The organism is Actinomadura coerulea, from assembly GCF_014208105.1.
Classification (GTDB): Bacteria; Actinomycetota; Actinomycetes; order Streptosporangiales; family Streptosporangiaceae; genus Spirillospora; species Spirillospora coerulea.
In genome coordinates this window covers 3,805,409-3,827,337 of the sequence record NZ_JACHMQ010000001.1, presented here as the reverse complement: position 1 = coordinate 3,827,337, position 21,929 = coordinate 3,805,409, and the positions used below count along the sequence as shown (strand labels likewise).

Here is a 21,929-nt window from a genome sequence, read left to right as displayed (position 1 = left end):
CCCAATAAGTGACCGAGGTCACATTAGGCCGCGTCCCACCGGAACAGGCGTACGGCGATCAACGCTCCGACCACCGCGACCCCCAGCAGAACGGCGATCTGGGGCAGCGCGGAGGTCGGCCCGAGTCCTCTGCCCATCACATTGAGCATCCCCTCGTTGAGATAGCGCAGAGGGAAGATGTAGGACAGCGTCCTCATCCAGGCCGGCGAGGCGTCCAGCGGGAAGAACGAGCCGCCGAGGAACGCCATCGGCAGCACGATCAGCTGGGTCACCGCCTGGGCGGTCTCCTGCGTCTTGGCCCACGCGCCGATCAGCATCCCGATCGACAGGAAGGCCAGCACGCCCGCGATCACCATCGGGATCGCCATCCACCAGGCGCCGCTGAGCTTCAGGCCGAACATCGGGAGCTGCGCCACGAGCACGAACAGCGCGAACTGGACGAGCGCCACGGCGAGGCTGACCGCCACGCGCGCGGCGAACACGGTGGGGATGGGCGCCGGGGAGAGCTGGAGGCGGCGCAGGATGCCCTTGGTCCGCCACGTGACGAGCGTCTGGGAGGCCCCGAAGACGCCCGCCGACGCCAGCGCCCAGCCCAGCAGGCTCGGCGTGAAGAACTGGATGGCCTTGAGGGAGTCGTCCTCCACCCGCTGGTCGGTCAGCCGGTAGGCCGGCGGCTTCCCGGAGGCCGAGAGGTTCGCCGACTGGACGACCGAGTTCATCAGACCCCGCACCGTCCCGGACTTGACCTGGTCGGCCGCCGAGTAGTGGACGACCAGCTCGCCCCCGCGCTGCTCCACGACGGCGTCGGCGTCGCCCTTCTCCACCGTGCGCAGGGCGGCGGCGCGGTCGGAGGCCTTCTCGACCTTCATGACCTTGCCGAGCTCGCCCCCTCCCTGCGCCACCGCCTGGTCGAGGACGGGCGCCCTGCCCACCTCCAGGACCTTCACCTTGGACGTCGACTGGTGGCCGAAGATCCCGCCGAAGACGACCAGGAACATCAGGGGGAACAGCACGGTGAAGAACAGCGCGGTGCGGTCGCGCCGGAAGCCCAGGAACATCGCCCTGGCCAGGCTCTTGAAACTCTCGAACGTGCTCACGCCCTGTACTCCCGTCCGGTGAGCTCCAGAAAGACGTCCTCAAGGGTGGCGCCGCGGATCTGGACGCCGTCCAGCGCGTTCTCGGCGGCCATGGCGGCGACGACCGCGGAGGGGTCGCGGGTGGAGATGGTGAGCGAGACGCCGTCGTCCTCGGCCTCGTCCGCGCCCGGCAGGAGCCGCGCGTCGGCGACGTCCAGGACGCCGCTGGCCACGCTGATCCTGGCCGGGGCGTCCAGCCCGCGCACCAGCACCGCCGGCGGGCCGAGCCGCAGGATCTTGCCCGCGTCCATGATGGCGACGCGGTCGCACAGGCTCTCCGCCTCGTCCATGTAGTGCGTGGTCAGCACGATGGTCCGGCCCTCGGTGTTGATGGTCCGGAGGACGTCCCACAGGTTGCGGCGCGCCTGCGGGTCCAGCGCGGCGGTGGGCTCGTCCAGGAACACGAGCTCGGGGTCGTGCACGAGCGCGCAGGCGATGGACAGGCGCTGCGCCTGGCCGCCCGAGAGCTTCTCGACGCGGGTGTCGGCCTTGTCGTCCAGGCCGACCAGTTCGAGCATCGAGTCGGCCTTCTTCGCGGGGGCGCCGTAGAGGGAGCCGAACGTCCGCAGCTGCTCGCGCGCGGTCAGCCGCTCGAAGAACGAGGACGCCTGCAACTGGACGCCGATCCGGGGGAGCAGCTTGGAGTTGCGCGGCCACGGAGACAGGCCGAGCACGGTGAGATCGCCCTCGTCCGGCTCCCGCAGCCCCTCGATGATCTCCAGTGTGGTGGTCTTGCCCGCGCCGTTCGGCCCGAGGATGCCGAAGAACTCGCCCTCCTCGACGGTGAACGTCACGCCGTCCACGGCCACGACGTCCCCGTATCGCTTGCGGAGGCCCGAAACCTCGATCGTTTGCGCCATGCGAGGACACTAGGGATGAATCGGGCTTTCGCACACCCACCCGAAGGTGGAGGTCCGGGTCCAGAAGTCGGAGTGCGGGTAGCCTGGCGAACCGTACGGGCCCTCCTGCGCCGGCGTGCGGAACGTCGGCGGCGGCGAGCCTTTCGGTGGATTGTCGGCGGCCGGGGGTACCCTGCTGCCGACCGTCCTACCCCCGAGGAGCACACGCACGTTGACCGCCGCGACCGCCGAAGCGACAACCGAAGACCCGCACGGCTACTCCGCCCGGCACCTCTCGGTGCTGGAGGGGCTGGAGGCCGTGCGCAAGCGACCCGGCATGTACATCGGGTCGACCGACAGCCGTGGCCTCGCGCACTGCCTGTGGGAGATCGTCGACAACTCCGTCGACGAGGCCCTCGCGGGCTACTGCACCCACATCAGCGTGACGATGCACCCCGACGGCTCCTTCGAGGTGGGCGACAACGGTCGCGGCATCCCGGTCGACCTGGAGCCCAAGACGGGCCTGCCCGGCGTCGAGCTGGTCATGACGCGGCTGCACGCGGGCGGCAAGTTCGGCGGCGTGTCCTACACGGCCTCCGGCGGCCTGCACGGTGTCGGCGCCTCCGTCGTCAACGCCCTGTCCGCCCGCCTGGACGTGGAGGTCGACCGCGACGGCCACACCCACGCGATCAGCTTCCGGCGCGGCCTGGCCGGCGAGTTCGCCGACGACGGCCGCCCGAACGCCCGGTTCAAGAAGAGGTCGGGCCTGCGGCAGATCCGCAAGGTCGCCAAGAAGACCACCGGTACCCGTACCCGCTTCTGGCCCGACCTGCAGATCTTCCTGAAGGACGCCACGGTCGAGCAGTCCCTCGTCCTCGACCGGATGCGGCAGACCGCGTTCCTCATCCCGGGCCTGACCATCGACGTCCGCGACGAGCGCGGCGAGGAGATCGTCGACGAGACGTTCCGGTTCGACGGCGGCATCAGCGAGTACTGCTCCTACCTCGCCAAGGACGCCCCGCTCGTCGACGTGCTGCGGCTCCAGGGGCGCGGCCACTTCACCGAGACCGTCCCCGTCCTCGACGACCAGGGCCACCTGACGCCCACCGACGTCGAGCGCGACCTCGAGGTCGACGTCGCGCTGCGCTGGGGCAGCGGCTACGACACGATCACCAAGTCGTTCGTCAACGTGATCGCGACCCCGAAGGGCGGCACGCACGTGCGCGGCTTCGACCGCGCCGTGCTCAAGGTCCTCAACGAGCAGCTCCGCGCGGTGAAGCTGCTCAAGAACGGCGACGAGGACGTCATCAAGGAGGACGTCCTCGAGGGCCTCACCGCCGTGGTGACGGTCCGCCTGCCCGAGCCGCAGTTCGAGGGCCAGACCAAGGAGGTCCTCGGCACCTCCGCGGCGACGCGCATCGTCTCCCAGGTCGTGCAGCGCGAGCTGCGGGCGATCTTCGAGAACCCGTCGCGCGGGCAGAAGCAGCCGCTGCGCGCCGTCCTGGAGAAGGTGGTCGGCGCGGCCAAGACGCGCATCGCCGCCCGCACCCAGCGCGACAACCAGCGCCGCAAGAACGCCCTGGAGAACTCGGCCCTCCCGGCCAAGCTCGTCGACTGCCGCTCCGCCGACGACCGCAGCGAGCTGTTCATCGTCGAGGGCGACTCGGCCCTCGGCACCGCCAAGCTGGCCCGCAACTCCGAGTTCCAGGCGCTGCTGCCCATCCGCGGCAAGATCCTCAACGTGCAGAAGGCGTCCGTCGCCGACATGCTGAAGAACGCCGAGTGCGCCGCGATCATCCAGGTGCTCGGCGCCGGGTCGGGGCGGACGTTCGACGTCGAGGCCGCCCGCTACGGGCGCGTGGTGATCCTCGCCGACGCCGACGTCGACGGCGCGCACATCCGCACGCTGCTGCTCACCCTGTTCCACCGCTACATGCGGCCGATGCTGGAGGCAGGGCGGATCTACTCCGCCGTCCCGCCGCTGCACCGCATCGAGCTGGTCAAGCCGCGCAAGGGGCAGGACAAGTACATCTACACCTACTCCGACGCCGAGCTGCGGCAGCGGCTCGTCGAACTGGAGCGCAAGGGCCAGCGCTGGAAGGAGCCGATCCAGCGCTACAAGGGCCTCGGTGAGATGGACGCCGACCAGCTGGCCGAGACGACGCTCGACCCCCGGCACCGGGTGCTGCGCCGCGTGCGCATCGAGGACGCCGAGGAGGCGGGCAAGGTGTTCGACCTGCTGATGGGCAGCGAGGTCGCTCCGCGCCGCGCGTTCATCACCGCCGGGGCCACCGAGCTGGACGTGGAGCGCATCGACACCTGACCGGGGCTTCTCCACCCTGGGGTGGAGAGGGGGAAGTCCAGCCGGGCGCCGATCCGCGCGAGGGCCGGCGCTCCCTATGCTCGGGGCATGAGCACGCTGGACGACGTCCTCCTCCCCGCCGCCGTCACCGCCCCGGTCCCGTACCGGCGGCGGTGGGCGGGCTTCGCCCGCGCGCGCCGGGCGCACGCCGTCCCTCCGCTCCTCGCGGCGGGTGCGGTGCCGGCCGGCGTCGCGCCGTGAGGGCCGTCGGGGAGCGGACCACCCGGGTCGTGATCGTCGGCGCCCTGCTGACCTGGGGCCTCTTCGCCTACGTCCGCGGGATGCTCAGGGTCGATCCGGCTCCCGCGCTGCACGGCGCCGGCCTGGCCCTCGTCGTGCTGAACGTGGTGGTGCTCGCCCTGCTGGGGAGCGGCATCTGGGTCGGGCGCAACAGCGAGGCGCGGCGCCGGCGCCTGGGCGTCGCCCTTCTGCTGGCGGCCATCGGCTCGGCGATGGCGCTGTACGCGCTCGCCCCCGACTCCGGCACCGGGTTCGTCTTCTCCGTGGCGGGGCTCTGGATGCTGCTGCTGTGGCTGCCGATGCCGGGGGGCATCACGGTGAGCGCGCTGACGATCGCCACGATCGGCGCGCTGGGGGAGGCGGTCGGCTCCGGCGGCGCCGACGTCGGCCAGATGGCGGCGGTCGCGGGCATCACCCTGGGCGCGCTCGCGAGCCGCCGTGGCAAGGCCGCGCAGGAGGCGACCCGCCGCGCGGAGGCGGCCAACGCGGTCCTCGCCGAGCGGTCGCACATCGCCCGGGAGATCCACGACATCCTGGCCCACTCGCTGTCGGCGCAGATCGTCCACCTTGAGGGGGCGCGGCTGCTGCTGGCGCGGGACGGCGACCGGGCCCAGGCTCTGGACCGGGTGGAGCGCGCGCGGAACCTCGCCCGCTCGGGCCTGGAGGAGACCAGGCGGGCCCTGGCCACGCTGCGGGGGGAGATACCGCAGCCCAAAGAGGTCATCCAGGAGCTCGCCGAGGAGTTCTACGCGAGCACCGGGCGACCCTGCGACGTGCATGTGACCGGTGCGCCGCGCGAGCTGCCGCCGCAGGCCGGCCTCGCGGTCGTCAGGACCGCCCAGGAGGCGCTCACCAACGTCCGCAAGCACGCGCCGGGCGCGCGCGCCCAGGTCGCCCTGCGCTATCTCGCGGGCAGGGTGGAGCTCGAGGTGACCGACACGGGCGGCGCCGAGCCCGCCGATCAGCCGGACGGCGGCGGGTACGGCCTCGTGGGGATGCGGGAGCGCGCGGAGCTGATCGATGGGACGCTGGTGACCGGACCGGACGGCAAGGGATTCCGCGTGTCCCTCACCGTGCCGGCCTGACGGGAGGGGCGAGCGGTGAGCGGCACGGCGAGGATCCTGGTCGTCGACGACCAGACCGTGGTGCGGGAGGGCCTGGTCCTCCTGCTGGAACTGCTGCCCGGCATCGAGGTCGCGGGGGCGTGCGGCGACGGCGAGCAGGCCGTGGCGATGGTCGCCGAGTTGCGTCCCGACGTCGTCCTGATGGACCTGCGGATGCCGCGGATGGACGGGGTGGAGGCGACCCGCCGGATCAGGGAGGCGCACCCGGACGTCGGGATCGTCGTCCTCACCACCTACGCCGACGACGAGTCGATCTTCGCCGCGCTGCGCGCCGGGGCCCGCGGCTACCTCACCAAGGACGCCGACGCCGACGAGATCGCCCGCGCCGTCGCCGCCGTCCGCGGGGGAGCGTCGCGGCTCGACCCGGCCGTCCAGCGCCGCCTGGTCGAGGCCGTGGCCGCCGGCGAGGCCCCCCGCCGGGCCCCGGGCGGCGGGCTGCCGGACGGTCTGACCAGGCGCGAGGCGGAGGTGCTGGCCCTCATCGCCCGGGGGCGCTCCAACGCCGAGATCGCGGGCGACCTGTTCATCTCCGAGGCGACCGTCAAGACGCACATCAACAACCTGTTCGCCAAGGCGAGGCTCCGCGACCGGGCCCAGGCCGTCACCTACGCCTTCCGGCACGGCCTCGGCGGATGATCTTCGGTCAGGGTCCGGCAAGGGCCGGGTCAAGGCCCCCTCCCGCGCGCCCGCGCGGCCCCAGCATGGGACCGTGCTGAGAACCTGCATGATCGCGGACTACCTGCGCCCCTACGCGCAATGGCGGATCAACCGCCCCGACCCCTGCGACGACGGCCGCAACGCCCGCGCCGCGATCGGCCTCATCGACGCGGCCGCCTACGTGAACGAGCTGGACGACAGCGAACGCGTCATCGTGCGCATGGCCATCGCCGGCTGCTTCACCCTGGGCCGCTTCAACCCGGGCGCGGAGGGGGAGAAGGTCATCCGGTCCTGGCACTACGACGACGCGTCCGGCGGCCCGGCCGACCTTCTGGAAATCCTGGCGGTCTGCGCCGAACGCGGTCTGCGGACACCGGTGCCGCAGCCCCGCGAGGGCCAGACCGCCCCGGCGTGACCGCGGCCCGCCGGTAACCAAGCGATCGCTTGCTAGGCTTCGGGCATGCCCTCCCAGGACCACATGAAGCAGGCGCTCCAGACCTACGTCGACGCCTTCAACGCCGCCGACGCGGTCACCGTGTGCGGCCTCTACGCCGACGACGCCGTCATCGAGGACCCCGTCGGCCACCCCCCGATCAGCGGCCGGGCCGCCATCGAGGAGTTCTACGCCAACGCCATCGCCGGAGGCGCCAAGCTCACCCTCGACGCCCCCGTCCGCGGCTCCCACGGCGACCGCGCCGCCATGGCCTTCACCGTCGACGTCCCCGGCCTGCGTGTCCGCGCCATCGACGTCATGACCTTCAACGCCGAAGGAAAGATCGTCCGTATGGAGGCCCACTGGGGCCCCGACGACATCGAGACCTGACCTCGCGGGAAGCCGCCCCCGTCCTCGGCGAGGGCGGCGGGCTTGGCCGGATCCGGCCGCGCGCTGACCGTAACCAATCAGCCACCGCAGGTGAGAGCCGGATGGAGCGAGTCAGACCCTCCCTCAATCGCGGTATGTGCACACTCCGTAATCAAGTGAGCCGTCGAGGCATCTGGCGGCCGAGCGTGACGTGGTGAACACTCCTTGTGTTCGGTCCCCCGCTCACCTGCCGTCGCCCACGACTCAGACACACCCCGCATCCCGGGGCGCGTGGGCACCGGCGGTGGGGAGCCACCGTCGAAGGAGAACATATGCCGTCGATCAAGACCACAGCCCTGGCCCTGGCCGCGACCGCCATGGTGACGGGCCTGGCCACCGCCGGAGTCGCCAGCGCCCAGACCCCCTCCAAGCCCGCCGCGGCCCGGGCCGCGGCCCTTCCGCCGGGGTACCAGATCGTCGCCCTGCCGAACGCCAACGTCCCCAACTTCCAGCGGCGGGTCGTCGTCTGCCCGGGCACCAAGCACGTCCTCGGCGGCGGCGGGGAGGCGCGCGGCAACGGCGCCATCCTGGTGGGCTCCTTCCCCACCGACGACGGTCGCGGCTGGATCGCGCTCGGCCGCCAGATCGGCTACAACGACGTCGGCATCAGCGTCTACGCGATATGCGCCGACTGACACCGGCCCCTTCCAGCGCTCCCGGCCGCCTCCGCGGCTCCGGGCGGTGAAGGGCGGAGGCCCCGGGCGAACGCCCGGGGCCTCCCGCGTCAGTCCTCGTCGGAGGGCTCTTCGGCGGAGGGCGTTTCCTCCGGTGCCGGGCCGATGGGGCCGCTGACGGCCGTCAGCGGCGTGTCCAGCGCCTCGCCGGATCCGTCCCTGCGGCCCATCGTGACGTTGAGCGTCGCCGGTCTGCCGCCGGCGCCCGCCGCCCGCAGGGGCGTCAGGGCCGCCCAGGCCTGGAGCAGCACGTCCTCGCCCTTGAGGAAGCGGTGGGCGCGGACGCCGCCGGTGGCGCGGCCCTTGGACGGGAAGTCGGCGAAGTCGGCGAGCTTGATCGCGCCGGTCTGGGTGCCGGGCAGCGCCGAGGACGAGCCGGAGACCGTGATGACGCGGGCCTCGCGGGCCGGGTCGAGGGCGCCGAACCACAGGACGCTCGCGCCGGCGCCGAGCTTGATGCCCGCCATGCCGCCGGCGGCCCGGCCCTGGGGCCGGACGACGGACGCGGGGAAGTGCAGGAGCTGGGCGTCGGTGCTGATGAAGACGAGGTGCTGCTCCTCGGACATCAGCTGGACGGCGCCGACCACGCGGTCGCCGTCCTTGAGGCCGATGACCTCGAACTCGTCGCGGTTGGCGGGGAAGTCGGGGACCACCCGTTTGACCACGCCCTGGGCGGTGCCGAGCGCCAGGCCGCCGCCCTCCTCGCCGACGGAGGCGATGCCCACCACCGTCTCGCCCGGTTCCAGGTCGACGTACTCGGTGACCGGCGCCCCGCCCGCCAGGGACGGGGGCGTCGCGGACGGCGGCAGCGTCGGCAGGTCGAGGACGTCGATGCGGATCATCCGGCCCAGGGACGTCACCGCGCCGACCTGGCCGCGGGCCGTGGCGGGCACGACCGACGCCAGCACGTCGTGCGCGGCGCGGGGGCCGCTGTCGGGCAGGGGCGAGGCGTCGTGCGTGCGGGCCATGAGGCCGGTGGCGGACAGCAGCACCGTGCACGGGTCGTCGGCGACCTCCAGCGGCACGGCCTGCGCGGCGGTCTGGCCCGAGGACTCCAGCAGGATGGTGCGGCGCGGGGTGGCGAACTCCTTGACGACCTCGCCCATCTCCTTGGAGACGACGCCGCGCAGCTTGCGCTCCGAGTCGAGGATCGCGGTCAGCTTGGCGATCTCCTTGGCGAGCTGCTCCTTCTCCTTCTCCAGCTCCAGGCGGTCGAAGCGGGTGAGGCGGCGCAGCGGGGTGTCGAGGATGTACTGCGCCTGGATCTCCGACAGCTCGAAGATCTGCATGAGGCGCTGCTTGGCCTGGGCGGCGTCGTCGCTCTGCCGGATGACCTGGATGACCTCGTCGATGTTCAGCAGGGCGACGAGGAGGCCCTCCACCAGGTGCAGGCGGTCCTCGCGCTTCCTGCGCCGGAACAGGGAGCGCCGGCGGACGACGTCGATGCGGTGGTCGATGTAAACCTGGAGCAGGTCGCGCAGGCCGAGCGTGCGGGGCTGGCCGTCGACCAGGGCGACGTTGTTGATGCCGAACGTCTCCTCCATCGGCGTGAGCCGGTAGAGGTCGGCGAGGACGGCCTCGGGGTTGAAGCCGTTCTTGATCTCGATGACCAGGCGGAGCCCGACGGTGCGGTCGGTGAGGTCCTTCAGGTCGGAGATGCCCTGGATCTTCTTGGCGTTGACCAGTTCCTTGATCTTGGCCTTCACCCGCTCGGGGCCGACGGCGTAGGGCAGCTCGCTGACGATGATGCCCTTGCGGCGGGGCGTGACGCTCTCGATGGAGACCGTGGCGCGGGTGCGGAACGTTCCCCGGCCGCGCTCGTAGGCGTCGCGGATGCCGTCCAGCCCGACGATCTTGCCCCCGGTGGGCAGGTCGGGGCCGGGCACGAAGCGCATCAGCTCCTCGAGCGTGGCGTCCGGGTGGTCGATCAGGTGCCGGGCCGCGGCGACGACCTCGCCGAGGTTGTGCGGCGCCATGTTCGTGGCCATCCCGACCGCGATACCGGACGCGCCGTTGACCAGCAGGTTCGGGAACGCGGCCGGCAGCACCTCCGGCTCCTGCTCCTGCCCGTCGTAGTTGGGCCGGAACTCGACGGTGTCCTCGTCGATGGAGGCGACCATCAGCATCGCCTCGCGGGACAGCCGCGCCTCGGTGTACCGCATGGCGGCGGGCATGTCGTCGCCGCCGAGCGACCCGAAGTTGCCGTGCCCGTCCACGAGCGGCATCCGCATCGCCCAGGGCTGCGCCATCCGCACCATCGCGTCGTAGATGGCGCTGTCACCGTGCGGGTGCAGCTTGCCCATGACCTCGCCGACCACGCGGGCGCACTTGACGTGCCCGCGGTCGGGGCGCAGCCCCATCTCGTTCATCGAGTACAGGATCCGGCGCTGGACGGGCTTCATGCCGTCGCGCGCGTCGGGGAGCGCCCGCTGGTAGATGACCGAGTAGGCGTATTCGAGGAAGCTGCCGCGCATCTCGTCGGAGACGTCGACATCGACGATGTTCTCCTCGAAGTCCGGCGGAGGTGGAGGGGCTGGGGATCCGCGTCGTGCCATGCCCCACATTGTGGCCGGTCCCGGGGACATCTTTCGCCCGCCCCACCGGGTGATCCGGCCGAGTCGGCGGATCGATCCCGTTTCGTCACCTCCGCGGACCTGGCAGATTGAGCGGGAGACGTTCCGGTTCTTCCGGGTGGAAGTTCGTCGAGCAGGTGGAGGTTTCGTTGAGCGGGCTGGCCGACTTCCAGAACTCGATCTATCTGCAGGGGCTCGGAGACGTCCTGCCGCCGCTGCCCACGGACCTGACGAGGCTGGAGGGCCTCGCCGAGCGGTCGCTGTCGGCGCGGGCGTTCGGCTACGTGGCCGGATCGGCGGGCACCGAGGCGACCGCGCGGGCCAACCGCGCGGCGTTCGACCGGTGGCGGATCGTCCCGCGCATGCTGCGGGACGTCGCCGAGCGCGACCTGTCGGTGACCGTGCTGGGCACCCCGATGCCGTCGCCGGTCCTGCTCGGCCCCATCGGCGTCCAGTCGATCTTCCACCCGGACGGTGAGCTGGCGGTCGCGCGGGCGGCCGCGGTCGAGGGCCTGACGATGGTGCTGAGCACCGCGTCCTCGTTCGGCATCGAGGAGGTCGCGGAGGCGAACGGGGACGGACCGCGCTGGTACCAGCTGTACTGGCCGAAGGACCGGGAGCTCGCCGTCAGCTTCCTGGAGCGGGCGAAGACCGCCGGGTACACCGCCCTCGTCGTGACGCTCGACACGTTCACGCTGGCGTGGCGTCCGCGCGACCTGGACCAGGCCTACCTGCCGTTCCTGCGCGGGATCGGGGTCGCGAACTACTTCGGCGACCCGGTGTTCCAGAAGGCCGTCGGCGGGCCCGTGACGGAGGCCAACCGCGACATGGCGCTCCTGCACTGGGTGGCCAACTTCGGGAACCCGAGCCTGACCTGGGACGACCTGATCTTCCTGCGCGAGCACTGGGACGGGCCCATCGCGCTCAAGGGCATCCAGCATCCCGACGACGCCCGCCAGGCCGTGGACGCGGGGATGGACGCCGTCATCGTCTCCAACCACGGCGGACGCCAGGTGGACGGCGCCGTCGCGTCGCTGGACGCGCTGCCCGGCGTGGTCGAGGCCGTCCGCGACCAGGCGACGGTCCTCTTCGACAGCGGGATCCGGACCGGGGCGGACATCGTCAAGGCGCTCGCCCTCGGTGCCAGGGCGGTCCTGGTCGGGCGCCCGTACGCGTACGGGCTGGCGCTGGGCGGCCAGGCGGGCGTCCAGCACGTCCTGCGCTGCCTCCAGGCCGAACTGGAGCTCACCATGGCGCTTTCCGGCGCCAAGCGTCCGGACGAGCTGCACCCGGAGGTCCTTCTCCGCGCCTAGCCCGCGCGAAGGCCGCGGTCCGCCGCCGGACTTTCGCCGGCGAATGCGGGTAGGGAGACGCGCATGCGCTGGCCCGATCACGCCATCTGGTGGCACGCCTATCCCCTCGGCTTCGTCGGCGCCGAACGCGAGGCCCCCGAACGCGAGGCCGCGCCGGAGCCGCGGCTCGGACGGCTCGCGGGCTGGCTCGACCACCTCGTCGGCCTCGGCTGCAACGGCCTCGCGCTCGGCCCGGTGTTCGCGTCCGAGACGCACGGCTACGACACCGTCGACCACTACCGGGTCGATCCGCGGCTCGGCGGCGAGGACGACCTGCGGCGACTGGTCGACGAGGCGTCCGGCAAGGGCGTCCGCGTGCTGCTCGACGGCGTCTTCAACCACGTCGGGCGCGGGTTCGTCCCGTTCGCCGATGTCGCCGCCAAGGGCGACGCCTCCGCGTACAGGAAGTGGTTCCACGCCGACCTGCGCACGTTCGAGGGCCACGACCGGCTGGTGACCCTGAACCACGACGAACCCGAGGTCGCCGACTACGTCACCGACGTCATGACCCATTGGCTGGAGCGCGGCATAGACGGATGGCGCCTCGACGCCGCCTACGCCGTCCCGCCGGATTTCTGGCGGACGGTCACAGACCGTGTCCGCGCGCGCTTCCCCGACGCATGGCTCGTCGGAGAGGTCATCCACGGCGACTACGCCGGCCTTGTGGAACGGACCGGATTCGACTCCGTCACCCAGTACGAGTTGTGGAAGGCCATCTGGAGCTCACTGAACGACCGGAACTTCTTCGAACTCGCCCACGCGCTGGACCGCCACAACGGGATGCTGGCGACCTTCGCTCCGCAGACCTTCCTCGGCAATCACGACGTGACCCGGATCGCCACCCGGCTGACCGAACGGCGCGACCTGGCCCACGCACTCGTGATCCTGATGACCGTGGGCGGCGTCCCGTCCGTCTACGCGGGGGACGAGTTCGCCCTTGAAGGCGTCAAGGAGGAGCGCGAAGGCGGAGACGACGCGATACGGCCGCCCTTCCCCGCCCAGCCCGGCGGCGTCCCCGGCCACGGCGGCGTCCACCATCGTCTTCACCAGGACCTGATCGGCGTGAGACGGCGCCACCCGTGGCTCGTCCGCGCAAGGACCACGGCTGCCACCTTGACCAATACGGCTTTTTCCTACACCGTGGAGGACGGCCCGGATCGGCTGGGAGTAGTCCTGAACACGGGCGAGGAACCCGCGAAGGTGGCTCTGCCTTCCGCCGGCTGGACGTGCGTGGCCGGTGACGCGGCCTTCGGCGGCGACGGCGCCGTCGTCCCACCCGCCGGCTGGGCGATCGCCGAACCATGACATCCGTCATGGGCCGCCCCTGAGAACTTCATGATCGTTTCCTGACGTCCGTGACTGCACGCCCGCGCCACCGCCGGACAGCATGGAGGCCATGAGGGCACCTGTGATCGAGGTACGCGACCTGGACCTGAACGAGGCCGTGCGCAACGTCTCGTTCACCGTGGCGCGGGGAGAGGTCTACGCGCTGCTGGGCCGCCACGGCTCCGGCAAGACGGCCCTGCTGGAGATCCTCGCGGGCCTGCGGCGGCCCACCGGCGGCACCGTCCGGCTCCGCGGCGCCGACCCCTACACCGACCGGGACGGCGCGCGCGCCTCCGCCGTCTGGCGCGACGGCGGCCTCTTCCCGGGGCTGACCGTCGCCGAGGTGGTCGACACCTGGCGGCGCTGGACCCTCGACCCGCTCACCCGGGACGAGGCGCTGCGACTGGTCGGCCTCACCCGCCACGCCGACGTGCCGTTCGAGCGGCTGGCCGCCGGACGGCGCCGCATGCTCGACCTGGCGCTGGCCCTGGTCGGACGGTCGGACGTGCTCGTCCTCGACGAGCCCACCGCGGGGCTCGACGCCGCCGCCGCGCGCGAGGTGTGGTCGGTCCTGGCCAGGCTCGCCGCGGACGGCGCCGCCGTGGTGGTCGCCACCCGCGACCCGGGCGAGGCGTGCCGCGCCGACCGGGTCGGGGTCCTGGACGAGGGCCGCCTGGTCACCGGGCGGGACACCGCCCGCCTCCGCGCCGCCTGAGCCCCCGCGCCCCCCGTGACGGCCGCATACGCTGGGCGGGTGCAGCCCCGGATCCCCCGTCCCACCGTCATCGCCGCGATCATCGTGGGGATGACGGTGCTGACGCTGGCCGGGTCCCTGCTGCAGGCGCTCTGGTACGAGGCGGTCGACCTGCGGGACCCCGGGCGCCTGCTCCTGGCCCTCGCCGGGACCGGCGCCGCCTTCGCCCTCTACGCCCGCCTCCTGTGGCAGAACCTGATGCGCCGCACCACTCCCGTGCACGGGCTCGGGCTCGCCGTGATCGCGGCGATCTGCTGGGCGCTGCCCCCGCTGCTCGGCACCGGTCAGGGCTGGGGCAACGCGCTCCTGGTCCCCGCCGGGCTGATCGCCGTCGTGCTCCCGGTGCGCGAGGCGGCCGCCGCGGGCGCGGCGGCGACCGTCCTGACCCCCGCCTACGGCGCGCTCCTCGGGCTCCCCGCGCTGACCGTCCTGTACGAGGCGGCGGCCGTGCCGCTCATCGCCTTCTCCGGATACGTCACGGTCTGGCTGTTCCATGTCGTGCAGGAGCTCCGCGAGGCGCGCGTCGAGCTGGCCCGGTCCGCGGTGGGGGAGGAGCGCCTCCGGTTCGCCCGCGACCTCCACGACGTCCTCGGCCACAGCCTCCAGGCCGTCGCGCTGCGCGCCGAGGTGGCCGAGCGGTTCGTCGAACGCGACGACGGCCGCGTCCGCAAGGAGCTGACCGAGATCCAGACGATGGCGCGGGACGCGGTGCGGGACGTGCGCGAGGTCGTCCGCGGCTACCGCGCCACGTCCCTGCGCACCGAGCTGGACGGCATGTCCGCCGTCCTGCGCGCCGCCGGGATCCGCTGCGAGCGCCCCGAGGTGTCGCCGGAGCTGCCCGCCCACGTCCACGAGCCGCTCGGCTGGGTCGCCCGCGAGGCCGCCACGAACGTCCTGCGGCACTCCAGCGCCACCTGGTGCGAGATCACGGTCCGGGCCGGCCGCGACCGCGTCCAGCTGGAGATCGTCAACGACGGCGCCGCGCGCCGGGCCGCGGGGGACGCCGGCAGCGGCCTGGCCGGGCTCGCCGAACGGATCGCGGCCGCCGGCGGCGCCTTCCGGGCGGGCCCCGCGGGCGACGGGACGTTCCGGGTGACGGCCGCCGTCCCCGCGAAGGGAGACGCATGATCCGCGTGCTGCTCGCCGACGACCACCTCCTGATCAGGGAGGCGCTCGTCCTGCTCCTGGAGACCGAGGACGGCATCGAGGTCGCCGCCGACGTCGGGCGCGGCGACGAGGCCGTCGAGCGCGCCCTCGCCCTCAGGCCCGACGTCGCCGTCCTCGACATCGACATGCCCGGCCTGGACGGCCTCGCCGCGGCCGAGCGCCTGGCCCGCGAGCTGCCCGCCTGCCGCCTGGTGATCGTGACCGCGCACGGCCGCCCCGGCAACCTGCGCCGCGCCATGGCCGCCGGCGTCCGCGGCTTCCTCGGCAAGGACGCCCCCGGCCGCCGCCTCGCCCAGGTCATCCGGCAGGTCGCCGACGGCGCCCGCTACATCGACCCCCAGCTCGCCGCCGACGCCCTCGCCGCCGAGGAGTGCCCCCTCACCCCCCGCGAACTCGACACCCTCCGCGCCGCCGCCGACGGCGCCCCCGTCTCCCGCATCGCCCGCACCCTGGGCCTCTCCGAGGGCACCGTCCGCAACTACCTCTCCGCCGCCGTCACCAAACTGGGCACCGACAACCGCCACACCGCCGCCCGCACCGCACGAGACCGGGGATGGTTGTAGCGCCCTGATCAGCGGCGGGCGAGGACCAGAGAGCCTCGTTTCGTCACTGGCAGGGGGGTGTTCAGGTGGGCGGCGGCCTCGGTGGCCTGGGGGCGGGGGACCTGGCGGGCGATCAGGTAGTCGCGGACGGCGGCCTGGTCGGGAAGGGTGATCAGCGGGGCGTCCCAGCGCTCCACCTCGACCTCGCCGAAGACCTCGCCGACGCGGGCCGGCGCCTCCTCCGCGTCGAACGTGGTCGGCTCGGGGCGCCACACCGGCGACAGCTCGGGGCTGTCGGTCCGGCAGATCGCGGTGACCAGGAGGAGGCCGCCCGGGGCGAGGACGCGGCGGGCCTCGCGCAGCGCCCGGTCCGGGTCGTCCAGCTGGGGGAGCAGGTTCACGGCGACGGCGGCGTCGAACGTCCCGTCCCGGAACGGCAGGCGCAGCGCGTCGGCCCGCAGGCGCGGCGCGGGGTGGGCGGACACGAGGTCGGCGGAGGCGTCCAGCCCGACGAGCCGGAACGGCGGCGGGTGGGGGAGGGCGTCGCTGAGGGCGCCCTCCCCGCAGCCGATGTCCAGGACGCGGGACGCGCCCGAGCCCAGCAGCTTGGAGGCGATGTGGTCGTGCAGGCTCCGTGCCCCGATCAGGTACTTCCTGGTGACCCTTGCCGCCAGGCGGAAGCGTTCAGGACCGGCGTCGTGGTCGGGTGTGAGGGCCATGCAGTGAGTCTGCCCGGTGTACCGCCCGGAAAGCGTCGTCAGGCGGTGGCGCCTCCGTCGATGACCAGGTCGTGGCCGATGACGTGGGACGAGGCGTCGGAGGCCAGCCACAGGATGGTCTCGGCCACTTCCGCGGTTTCGGACACCCGGCCGGACGGGGCGGAGGCGCGCATCCGCTCGGCGCGCCCGGCGGGCGTCTCGCCCGGGAGCAGCGACATCGGCGTGTCGGTGGCGCCCGGGCTGACGGCGTTGACGCGGACGCCGTCGGCGACGTGGTCGAGGGCGGCGGTGCGGGTGAGGACGCTGACCGCCGCCTTGGAGGCCGCGTAGGCCGCGAGGCCGGGGCGGCGCCCGTGCGCGCCGATGTTGGACGAGACGTTGACGATCGCTCCGCCGCCGTGGGCGCGCATGTGGGCGATCTCGTGCTTCATCGACAGGAACACGCCGGTCAGGTTCACCGCGAGGACGTCGTTCCAGGCGGCGGTGTCGATGTCGGCGACGGGTGCGGCGGCGCCGAGGATCCCGGCGTTGTTGACGGCGACGTGGAGGCCGCCGTGGCGGCCCGCGACCGCCTCGACCATCCCGGCGGCCGACGCGGGGTCGGCCACGTCCGCGACGACGTGGTCGGCCCGGCCGGGGCCGATCTCCTTCACCGCCTCGACCAGCGCGGTCTCGTTCCGTCCGGCCAGGACAACGGTCGCGCCCTCGCGGGCGAACGCGTGCGCGGCGGCGCGGCCGATGCCGCCCGCGCCGCCGGTGACGAGGACGATCTTGCCGTCGAATCGCATCTGGACTCCAAAATAGTAGAACGAACGGTCTCGAATTAGGAGGAAGAGAAGCCCCGCCGTGCGGCGGGGCGGCCGGGGTCAGGTGAAGAGCGCGGCGGCCTGGCGGGCCGTGTCGCGGAGGCGGTGGTCGTCGGCGGGGGCGCGGCCGAGGACGCGCATGCCCTGGAACAGGACGAGCAGGAGGCGGGCCAGCGCGCGGGGGTCCTTGTCCGGGGCCAGCTCGCCCTGGGCCCGCGCGCGGGTCAGCGCGGTGGTGAGCGAGGCCTCCAGGAAGTTCCAGCTCGCCTCGACCAGGCGCGCGGCCTCGGGGTCGCGCCCGGCCAGCTCGACCGCGGTGTTCACCACGAGGCAGCCGAGCCGGGGCCGGTCGCGCGCCGACTCCTCGGCGTAGCGCTCGATCAGGGCGCGGACCGCCGGCAGCACGGGCCCGGGCTGCGACAGCGCCTCGGCGATCTTCGGATCGGTGTCGCGGACGTAGTGTTCGAGGGCCTTCAGGTACAGCTCGCGCTTGCCGCCGAACGTGGCGTAGACGCTGGCCCGGGCGATGCCGAGGTGCGCCACGAGGTCGGCCATGGAGGTCGCCTCGTAGCCGCGCTCCCAGAACAGCTCCAGCGCGCGCCGCAGCGCGGCGTCCGGATCGAACTCCTTCGTCCGTGCCATGCCGAAGACGATAAGCCGTTCGAGAACGAACGGTCAAATATCAGCCCCGCGAAGCCGCCGGAACGGACGGGCGGTCCAGGTCCATGGAGTCCAGCACCGCGCCGTCGGCGGCGAGCGCCTCCACGACCGGTCCCCGGCGGGCGCCCCACACCACGACGACGTGCCCGTGCTCGGGGACGTCCAGGATCCTCTTGCCGACCCGCACCCGGGCGACCTCGGCCGAGGCCCGCAGCCGCGCCTCGCTCACCCACTTGGCGCCCCACGGCAGCAGCCGGTTGGCGTTGCGGACCGTCCGGCCCGACCCGTACCTGAGCAGGTGGCGCCCCATCTCGCCGGACGAGCGGCGCGCCAGCGGCTCCTCGGGGGCCGACCCGCCCGCGCCGCCGAGCTCCATCCACTCGCCGTCGCGGCGATGGAACGTCCAGCCCTCGATGAACGAGGACGCGGAGTCCCCCCACTGGTGAAGGAACGTGACAACGGCGATGTCGCCGTCCTTGTCGAGCCCGAGCGGAAGGTAGTCCCGGCCTTCGGTGAAGGCGGCGGGAGCGGGGACGGGAAGGCCGTCCCGGAGGAGCCGCAGGCACTCCTCGTGCACCTCGTGGTCGTTCATGATGGGGGACCTCTGATCGTGCAGGCAGGGCAAAGGGCCCTCCCGCGAGAGGGCCCCACGTGAGGTTCACTCTAGAGGTCCGGCTCGTCTGGTTTCACCCGTCTGGCGTACTCCCGACAAGCCTTTGCCATCTGTCCTTCATCTCATGGTCGATCACGGCGCCGCGCGGCCGGAGCGCCCGCGAGGCGAGGACGGCGCACAGGGCGGCCAGCGGCAGTTCCACCCCGGCCGCGAGGGCGATCGCCACCGTCCGCTCCGCGCCGGGCGCGGCGGTCGTCACGTCGAACCACGCGTCCACGGCCAGCAGCGCCCCGGCCGCGGCGGCGGCGAGGCCGTGGCGCGGGTCGCGGCGGACGAGCAGCACGCCGGTGCCGAGCAGCGCGGCGGCCTCCATCGCGTCCAGTCCCACCCAGGCGGCGGACCAGTTCGGCACCGTGGCGGTGGACGGCATGGTGGCGGCGAGCATCCACATCCAGGGCACCAGCGCGGCGGCGCCCCCGATGAACGCCCAGCCGAGCCGCCGGCCTCCCTCCCTCCGCCGCGCGGCGGGGCCGGGCGGGCCGTACCGTCCGGGGCGCGGACGGCGGACGGCGATCACGGGACGGGGCGAGGGGGGACCGGGGCGGGTCAGGACGGCGACCATGGGGACTCCTGCGGACGGTGTTCTGTGCGCATCCGCTGCCCGGATGCCTGGTCAAAGCCTGGCCGGGATCCGCCGCACGATCAGTAGCGCACCCTTCCGACTCGGGGTGGCACTGGGTTCACCCCCGGCCCTGCACCCTGGTTCATGGCGGCGCCCGAAGTGGGGCAATACGGTTTTGCCCATGGCATCCATCTCCGCGGCCCGGCGTGTCCGCGTGCACGCTCCGTGGTCGGCCGCGGCGTGGCGCGACACGGTCTTCGTCGTCTCGGGGGTGCCGCTGCAGCTCGCCGGCTGGCTGGTCCTCGGCTCCGTGTGGACGGTCTGGGCGCCGGTGCGGGTGACGCCGATCCTCGTGCTCACCGGTGTGTCGGCGATCCTGCTGCTGCTCGCGCTGCGCCCGCTGACGTCCTGGCAGCGGGAGCGGTGCTGGGCGATGCTCGGGCTCGACATCCCGCGCATGCCCGACTTCGACGGCGGGCGCGCCTGGGACGTGCTGCGCGACCTCCGCTCGCCCGAGCTGTGGCGGGTGCTCCAGTACCACCTGCTGGCCGGGCCGTTCCTCGCGCTCGGCGGGCTGGCCGTGACCGCGGCGTGGGCGGCCGGGCTCGCGCTCGCCACGTCCCCGGCCTACGCGTGGGCGGTGCACCCCGGCGACCCGCTGGCCGACCATCCGCAGCGCGTCGCCGTGCTCACCGCGGTCGGGGTGCTGCTGCTCGCCGCGGCGCCGTGGGCGGCGGCGGGGGTCCGGCGCCTGGACGCCCGCGCCGCCGCCGCGCTGCTCGGCCCCGACCGCGCGAAGGAGCTCCAGCGGCGCGTCGAGGACCTGGCCGAGAAGCGCGCCAGCGTGGTGGACGCCGCCGACCTCGAGCGCCGCCGCATCGAACGGGACCTGCACGACGGCGCCCAGCAGCGCCTCGTGTCCCTCGCGCTCAACCTCGGCCTCGCGCGCGAGACGCTCACCGGCGTCCCGGACGAGGCCATGCGCGTGATCGTGGAGGCGCACGAGGAGGCGAAGGCGGCGCTGACCGAGCTGCGCGACCTGATCCGCGGCCTGCATCCGGCCGTGCTGGAGGACCGCGGCCTGGACGCCGCCCTGTCCGGCGTCGCCGCGCGCGTGCCGCTGCCCGTCCGGCTCCGCGTCGACATCGAGCCGCGCGCCTCCTCCACCGTCGAGGCCGTCGCCTACTTCGTCGTCTCCGAGGCCCTCACCAACGTGGTCAAGCACGCCCGCGCGAACGAGGTGGACGTCCGCGTGGAGCGCCGCGGCGACGTGCTGCGGGTGACCGTCCGCGACGACGGCGCGGGCGGCGCCGACCCGTCCGCCGGGACCGGCCTGACCGGGCTCGCCCGCCGCGTCCGGTCCGTGGACGGTACCTTCCGGATCACCAGCCCCGCGGGGGGCCCGACGACCGTCACCGTGGAGTTGCCGTGCGCATTGTGATCGCCGAGGACTCGGTCCTGCTCCGGGCCGGGCTGATCAAGGTCCTGGAGACCTCGGGATTCGAGGTCGCCGCGGCCGTCGGCGAGGCCGAGGGGCTGCTGGCCGCCGTGCGCGAGCACCGGCCCGACGCGGCGATCGTGGACGTCCGGATGCCGCCCGGCTTCACCGACGAGGGCGTCCGCGCGGCGCTGGTGATGCGGCGCGAGACGCCCGGGACCGCGGTCCTGCTGCTGTCGCAGTACGTCGAGGAGCGGTACGCGGCGGACCTGCTGTCGACCAGCACCAGCGGCGTCGGCTACCTGCTCAAGGACCGCGTCGCGGACGTCTCGGCCTTCCTTGACGCGCTGCGCAGGGTCGCCTCCGGCGGCACCGCCCTGGACCCCGAGGTCGTCTCGCAGCTGCTGCTGCGCCGGCACCGCGACCCGCTCGACCGGCTCACCCCGCGCGAGAAGGAGGTGCTCGCGCTCATGGCCGAGGGCCGCTCCAACGCGGGCATCGCCGCGGCGCTGGTGGTGAGCGAGAGCGCGGTCGCCAAGCACATCAACAGCATCTTCGCCAAGCTCGACCTCCCGCACGCCGAGGGCGACCACCGCCGCGTCCTCGCCGTGCTGCGCTTCCTGGACGGCGAGGGGTGACGGCCCCGGCCGCCCCGGACCGGCCGCGGCGCCGCGCCGTCTGGATCGCGCTGGCGCTCGCGACGGCGCTGGTCGTGGTCGCCCCGGTCGCCCTCACGGCGTTCGGCCGGGCCGTCAGGCGGACGGCGACGTCGATGACCCCCCACCCGGGGCCGATCCGGGAGGTGCGGCTGGACGCGGGCAACGCCGAGATCACGGTGGGGCCGGGATCGGACGGCGGTGCGCGCGTCTACAAGGACCTCCACTGGGGCCTGAGCGAGCCCGAGATCACCGAGTCGGTGGTGGACGACGTCCTGTTCGTCACCTTCCGCTGCCCGGGACCGGACCGGCTGGGCATCGGGTGCGGAGCGGACATCGACGTCCAGGTCCCGGCGGGGGCGCGCGTGTCGGCGGTCTCCGGCTCCGGGAGCATCGACGTGCGCGGGGTGACCGGCGACCTCGACCTGCGGACCGGGGCCGGGGAGATCGCCGTCGCCGGGGCGCGCGGGCGGCTGCGGCTGCTGGCGAGGTCCGGAACGATCAACGGCCGCGCGCTGGCCTCGGCGAAGACCCAGGCCGACGTGTCGTCGGGCACTCTCGACCTCCGCTACGCCGAGCCGCCGGGTTCGGTCGACGCCTCCGCGGGCTCGGGCACCGTGAAGATCATCGTTCCGCCGGGCTCGCGCTACCGGGTCGCCGGGTGGACGGGCGCGGGCAACGCCCATCTCAACCCGGCGGTGTACGACGACCGCTCGTCCCGCCGGATCTCCGTCCGCAGCGGCTCGGGGGAGACCTGGGTCGACTACCGCGATGACTAGGGCGAACGCGGCGATCCGCAGCGATGAG

The 21,929-nt window shown here is 73.3% G+C and carries 23 protein-coding genes; 15 read left to right on the top strand and 8 right to left on the bottom strand.

Going from position 1 to position 21,929, the window contains the following annotated elements; all coding sequences use genetic code 11:
* Nucleotides 1-23 precede the first annotated feature (23 nt).
* Nucleotides 24-1,097 (bottom strand): ABC transporter permease, encoded by a 1,074-nt coding sequence (locus BKA00_RS17590; protein WP_230298701.1) that lies wholly within the window; start codon nt 1,095-1,097, stop codon nt 24-26.
* Complete coding sequence (locus BKA00_RS17585; RefSeq protein ID WP_185026374.1) at nt 1,094-1,996, bottom strand: ABC transporter ATP-binding protein; 903 nt, start codon at nt 1,994-1,996, stop codon at nt 1,094-1,096. Before BKA00_RS17585 ends, BKA00_RS17590 begins: the two co-directional genes overlap by 4 nt.
* A 211-nt stretch (nt 1,997-2,207) precedes the next feature.
* Between BKA00_RS17585 and BKA00_RS17580 the strand changes: the two genes are divergently transcribed.
* The 7 genes from BKA00_RS17580 (at nt 2,208) to BKA00_RS17550 (ending at nt 7,855) form a co-directional block, all read left to right on the top strand.
* Nucleotides 2,208-4,298: a DNA gyrase/topoisomerase IV subunit B gene (locus tag BKA00_RS17580; RefSeq protein WP_185026372.1), complete on the top strand. Its 2,091-nt coding sequence runs from the start codon at nt 2,208-2,210 to the stop codon at nt 4,296-4,298.
* An 87-nt stretch (nt 4,299-4,385) separates the two neighbouring features.
* Entirely contained in the window at nt 4,386-4,538 is a 153-nt protein-coding gene (locus BKA00_RS17575) for a hypothetical protein (RefSeq protein WP_185026370.1), read from the top strand.
* Nucleotides 4,535-5,662, top strand: a complete 1,128-nt coding sequence (locus BKA00_RS40475; RefSeq protein ID WP_185026368.1) for a sensor histidine kinase — start codon at nt 4,535-4,537, stop codon at nt 5,660-5,662. Before BKA00_RS17575 ends, BKA00_RS40475 begins: the two co-directional genes overlap by 4 nt.
* A 15-nt stretch (nt 5,663-5,677) precedes the next feature.
* Nucleotides 5,678-6,337, top strand: coding sequence for a response regulator (locus BKA00_RS17565; protein ID WP_185026366.1), 660 nt, complete (start codon nt 5,678-5,680; stop codon nt 6,335-6,337).
* A gap of 73 nt (nt 6,338-6,410) precedes the next feature.
* Nucleotides 6,411-6,773 carry a hypothetical protein gene (locus BKA00_RS17560; RefSeq protein WP_185026364.1) on the top strand — a complete coding sequence of 121 codons (363 nt, stop codon included), beginning with the start codon at nt 6,411-6,413 and terminating at the stop codon, nt 6,771-6,773.
* Between the two features lie 45 nt (nt 6,774-6,818).
* Nucleotides 6,819-7,181 carry a nuclear transport factor 2 family protein gene (locus tag BKA00_RS17555; protein ID WP_185026362.1) on the top strand — a complete coding sequence of 121 codons (363 nt, stop codon included), beginning with the start codon at nt 6,819-6,821 and terminating at the stop codon, nt 7,179-7,181.
* Between the two features lie 311 nt (nt 7,182-7,492).
* Entirely contained in the window at nt 7,493-7,855 is a 363-nt protein-coding gene (locus BKA00_RS17550) for a hypothetical protein (protein WP_185026360.1), read from the top strand.
* Between the two features lie 89 nt (nt 7,856-7,944).
* On the opposite strand, the gene BKA00_RS17545 is transcribed toward BKA00_RS17550, so the two are convergent.
* Nucleotides 7,945-10,449 (bottom strand): DNA gyrase/topoisomerase IV subunit A, encoded by a 2,505-nt coding sequence (locus BKA00_RS17545; protein ID WP_185026358.1) that lies wholly within the window; start codon nt 10,447-10,449, stop codon nt 7,945-7,947.
* Between the two features lie 167 nt (nt 10,450-10,616).
* Between BKA00_RS17545 and BKA00_RS17540 the strand changes: the two genes are divergently transcribed.
* The 5 genes from BKA00_RS17540 (at nt 10,617) to BKA00_RS17520 (ending at nt 15,629) form a co-directional block, all read left to right on the top strand.
* Nucleotides 10,617-11,780 carry a lactate 2-monooxygenase gene (locus BKA00_RS17540; protein WP_185026356.1) on the top strand — a complete coding sequence of 388 codons (1,164 nt, stop codon included), beginning with the start codon at nt 10,617-10,619 and terminating at the stop codon, nt 11,778-11,780.
* 63 nt (nt 11,781-11,843) lie between these two features.
* A complete protein-coding gene (locus tag BKA00_RS17535; protein ID WP_185026354.1) occupies nt 11,844-13,124 on the top strand; it encodes an alpha-amylase family protein in 1,281 nt (426 codons plus the stop codon).
* A 91-nt stretch (nt 13,125-13,215) separates the two neighbouring features.
* Nucleotides 13,216-13,860 (top strand): ATP-binding cassette domain-containing protein, encoded by a 645-nt coding sequence (locus BKA00_RS17530; RefSeq protein ID WP_185026352.1) that lies wholly within the window; start codon nt 13,216-13,218, stop codon nt 13,858-13,860.
* Nucleotides 13,861-13,899: 39 nt separating this feature from the next.
* Nucleotides 13,900-15,027 (top strand): sensor histidine kinase, encoded by a 1,128-nt coding sequence (locus BKA00_RS17525; protein ID WP_185026350.1) that lies wholly within the window; start codon nt 13,900-13,902, stop codon nt 15,025-15,027.
* A complete protein-coding gene (locus BKA00_RS17520) occupies nt 15,024-15,629 on the top strand; it encodes a response regulator transcription factor (RefSeq protein ID WP_185026348.1) in 606 nt (201 codons plus the stop codon). The genes BKA00_RS17525 and BKA00_RS17520 overlap by 4 nt, the downstream gene beginning before the upstream one ends.
* An 8-nt stretch (nt 15,630-15,637) precedes the next feature.
* Here the strand turns inward: BKA00_RS17520 and BKA00_RS17515 are convergent, their stop codons facing one another.
* The 5 genes from BKA00_RS17515 to BKA00_RS17495 form a co-directional block, all read right to left on the bottom strand.
* Nucleotides 15,638-16,327 (bottom strand): class I SAM-dependent methyltransferase, encoded by a 690-nt coding sequence (locus tag BKA00_RS17515; RefSeq protein ID WP_185026346.1) that lies wholly within the window; start codon nt 16,325-16,327, stop codon nt 15,638-15,640.
* Nucleotides 16,328-16,365: 38 nt separating this feature from the next.
* Complete coding sequence (locus BKA00_RS17510; protein WP_185026345.1) at nt 16,366-17,115, bottom strand: SDR family NAD(P)-dependent oxidoreductase; 750 nt, start codon at nt 17,113-17,115, stop codon at nt 16,366-16,368.
* Nucleotides 17,116-17,193: 78 nt separating this feature from the next.
* A complete protein-coding gene (locus BKA00_RS17505; protein WP_185026343.1) occupies nt 17,194-17,775 on the bottom strand; it encodes a TetR/AcrR family transcriptional regulator in 582 nt (193 codons plus the stop codon).
* A gap of 40 nt (nt 17,776-17,815) precedes the next feature.
* Nucleotides 17,816-18,385 (bottom strand): hypothetical protein, encoded by a 570-nt coding sequence (locus tag BKA00_RS17500; RefSeq protein WP_185026341.1) that lies wholly within the window; start codon nt 18,383-18,385, stop codon nt 17,816-17,818.
* A 94-nt stretch (nt 18,386-18,479) separates the two neighbouring features.
* Nucleotides 18,480-19,028 carry a hypothetical protein gene (locus BKA00_RS17495; protein ID WP_185026339.1) on the bottom strand — a complete coding sequence of 183 codons (549 nt, stop codon included), beginning with the start codon at nt 19,026-19,028 and terminating at the stop codon, nt 18,480-18,482.
* A 181-nt stretch (nt 19,029-19,209) separates the two neighbouring features.
* Between BKA00_RS17495 and BKA00_RS17490 the strand changes: the two genes are divergently transcribed.
* Genes BKA00_RS17490 through BKA00_RS17480 form a run of 3 tightly spaced genes read left to right on the top strand, consistent with a single transcriptional unit; the run spans nt 19,210 to nt 21,901 of the window.
* Nucleotides 19,210-20,469, top strand: coding sequence for a sensor histidine kinase (locus BKA00_RS17490; protein ID WP_185026337.1), 1,260 nt, complete (start codon nt 19,210-19,212; stop codon nt 20,467-20,469).
* Nucleotides 20,457-21,104 (top strand): response regulator transcription factor, encoded by a 648-nt coding sequence (locus tag BKA00_RS17485; protein ID WP_185026335.1) that lies wholly within the window; start codon nt 20,457-20,459, stop codon nt 21,102-21,104. Before BKA00_RS17490 ends, BKA00_RS17485 begins: the two co-directional genes overlap by 13 nt.
* Nucleotides 21,101-21,901, top strand: a complete 801-nt coding sequence (locus BKA00_RS17480; RefSeq protein WP_185026333.1) for a DUF4097 family beta strand repeat-containing protein — start codon at nt 21,101-21,103, stop codon at nt 21,899-21,901. Before BKA00_RS17485 ends, BKA00_RS17480 begins: the two co-directional genes overlap by 4 nt.
* Nucleotides 21,902-21,929 lie beyond the last annotated feature (28 nt).

What these genes read in the sequence shown, in the direction of transcription:
- BKA00_RS17585 (WP_185026374.1), bottom strand. Translation starts at nt 1,996, where the DNA reads ATGGCGCAAACGATCGAGGTTTCGGGCCTCCGCAAGCGATACGGGGAC.
- BKA00_RS17575 (WP_185026370.1), top strand. Translation starts at nt 4,386, where the DNA reads ATGAGCACGCTGGACGACGTCCTCCTCCCCGCCGCCGTCACCGCCCCG.
- BKA00_RS17555 (WP_185026362.1), top strand. Translation starts at nt 6,819, where the DNA reads ATGCCCTCCCAGGACCACATGAAGCAGGCGCTCCAGACCTACGTCGAC.
- BKA00_RS17550 (WP_185026360.1), top strand. Translation starts at nt 7,493, where the DNA reads ATGCCGTCGATCAAGACCACAGCCCTGGCCCTGGCCGCGACCGCCATG.
- BKA00_RS17545 (WP_185026358.1), bottom strand. Translation starts at nt 10,449, where the DNA reads ATGGCACGACGCGGATCCCCAGCCCCTCCACCTCCGCCGGACTTCGAG.
- BKA00_RS17535 (WP_185026354.1), top strand. Translation starts at nt 11,844, where the DNA reads ATGCGCTGGCCCGATCACGCCATCTGGTGGCACGCCTATCCCCTCGGC.
- BKA00_RS17530 (WP_185026352.1), top strand. Translation starts at nt 13,216, where the DNA reads ATGAGGGCACCTGTGATCGAGGTACGCGACCTGGACCTGAACGAGGCC.
- BKA00_RS17520 (WP_185026348.1), top strand. Translation starts at nt 15,024, where the DNA reads ATGATCCGCGTGCTGCTCGCCGACGACCACCTCCTGATCAGGGAGGCG.
- BKA00_RS17515 (WP_185026346.1), bottom strand. Translation starts at nt 16,327, where the DNA reads ATGGCCCTCACACCCGACCACGACGCCGGTCCTGAACGCTTCCGCCTG.
- BKA00_RS17510 (WP_185026345.1), bottom strand. Translation starts at nt 17,115, where the DNA reads ATGCGATTCGACGGCAAGATCGTCCTCGTCACCGGCGGCGCGGGCGGC.
- BKA00_RS17505 (WP_185026343.1), bottom strand. Translation starts at nt 17,775, where the DNA reads ATGGCACGGACGAAGGAGTTCGATCCGGACGCCGCGCTGCGGCGCGCG.
- BKA00_RS17500 (WP_185026341.1), bottom strand. Translation starts at nt 18,385, where the DNA reads ATGAACGACCACGAGGTGCACGAGGAGTGCCTGCGGCTCCTCCGGGAC.
- BKA00_RS17495 (WP_185026339.1), bottom strand. Translation starts at nt 19,028, where the DNA reads ATGGTCGCCGTCCTGACCCGCCCCGGTCCCCCCTCGCCCCGTCCCGTG.
- BKA00_RS17490 (WP_185026337.1), top strand. Translation starts at nt 19,210, where the DNA reads ATGGCATCCATCTCCGCGGCCCGGCGTGTCCGCGTGCACGCTCCGTGG.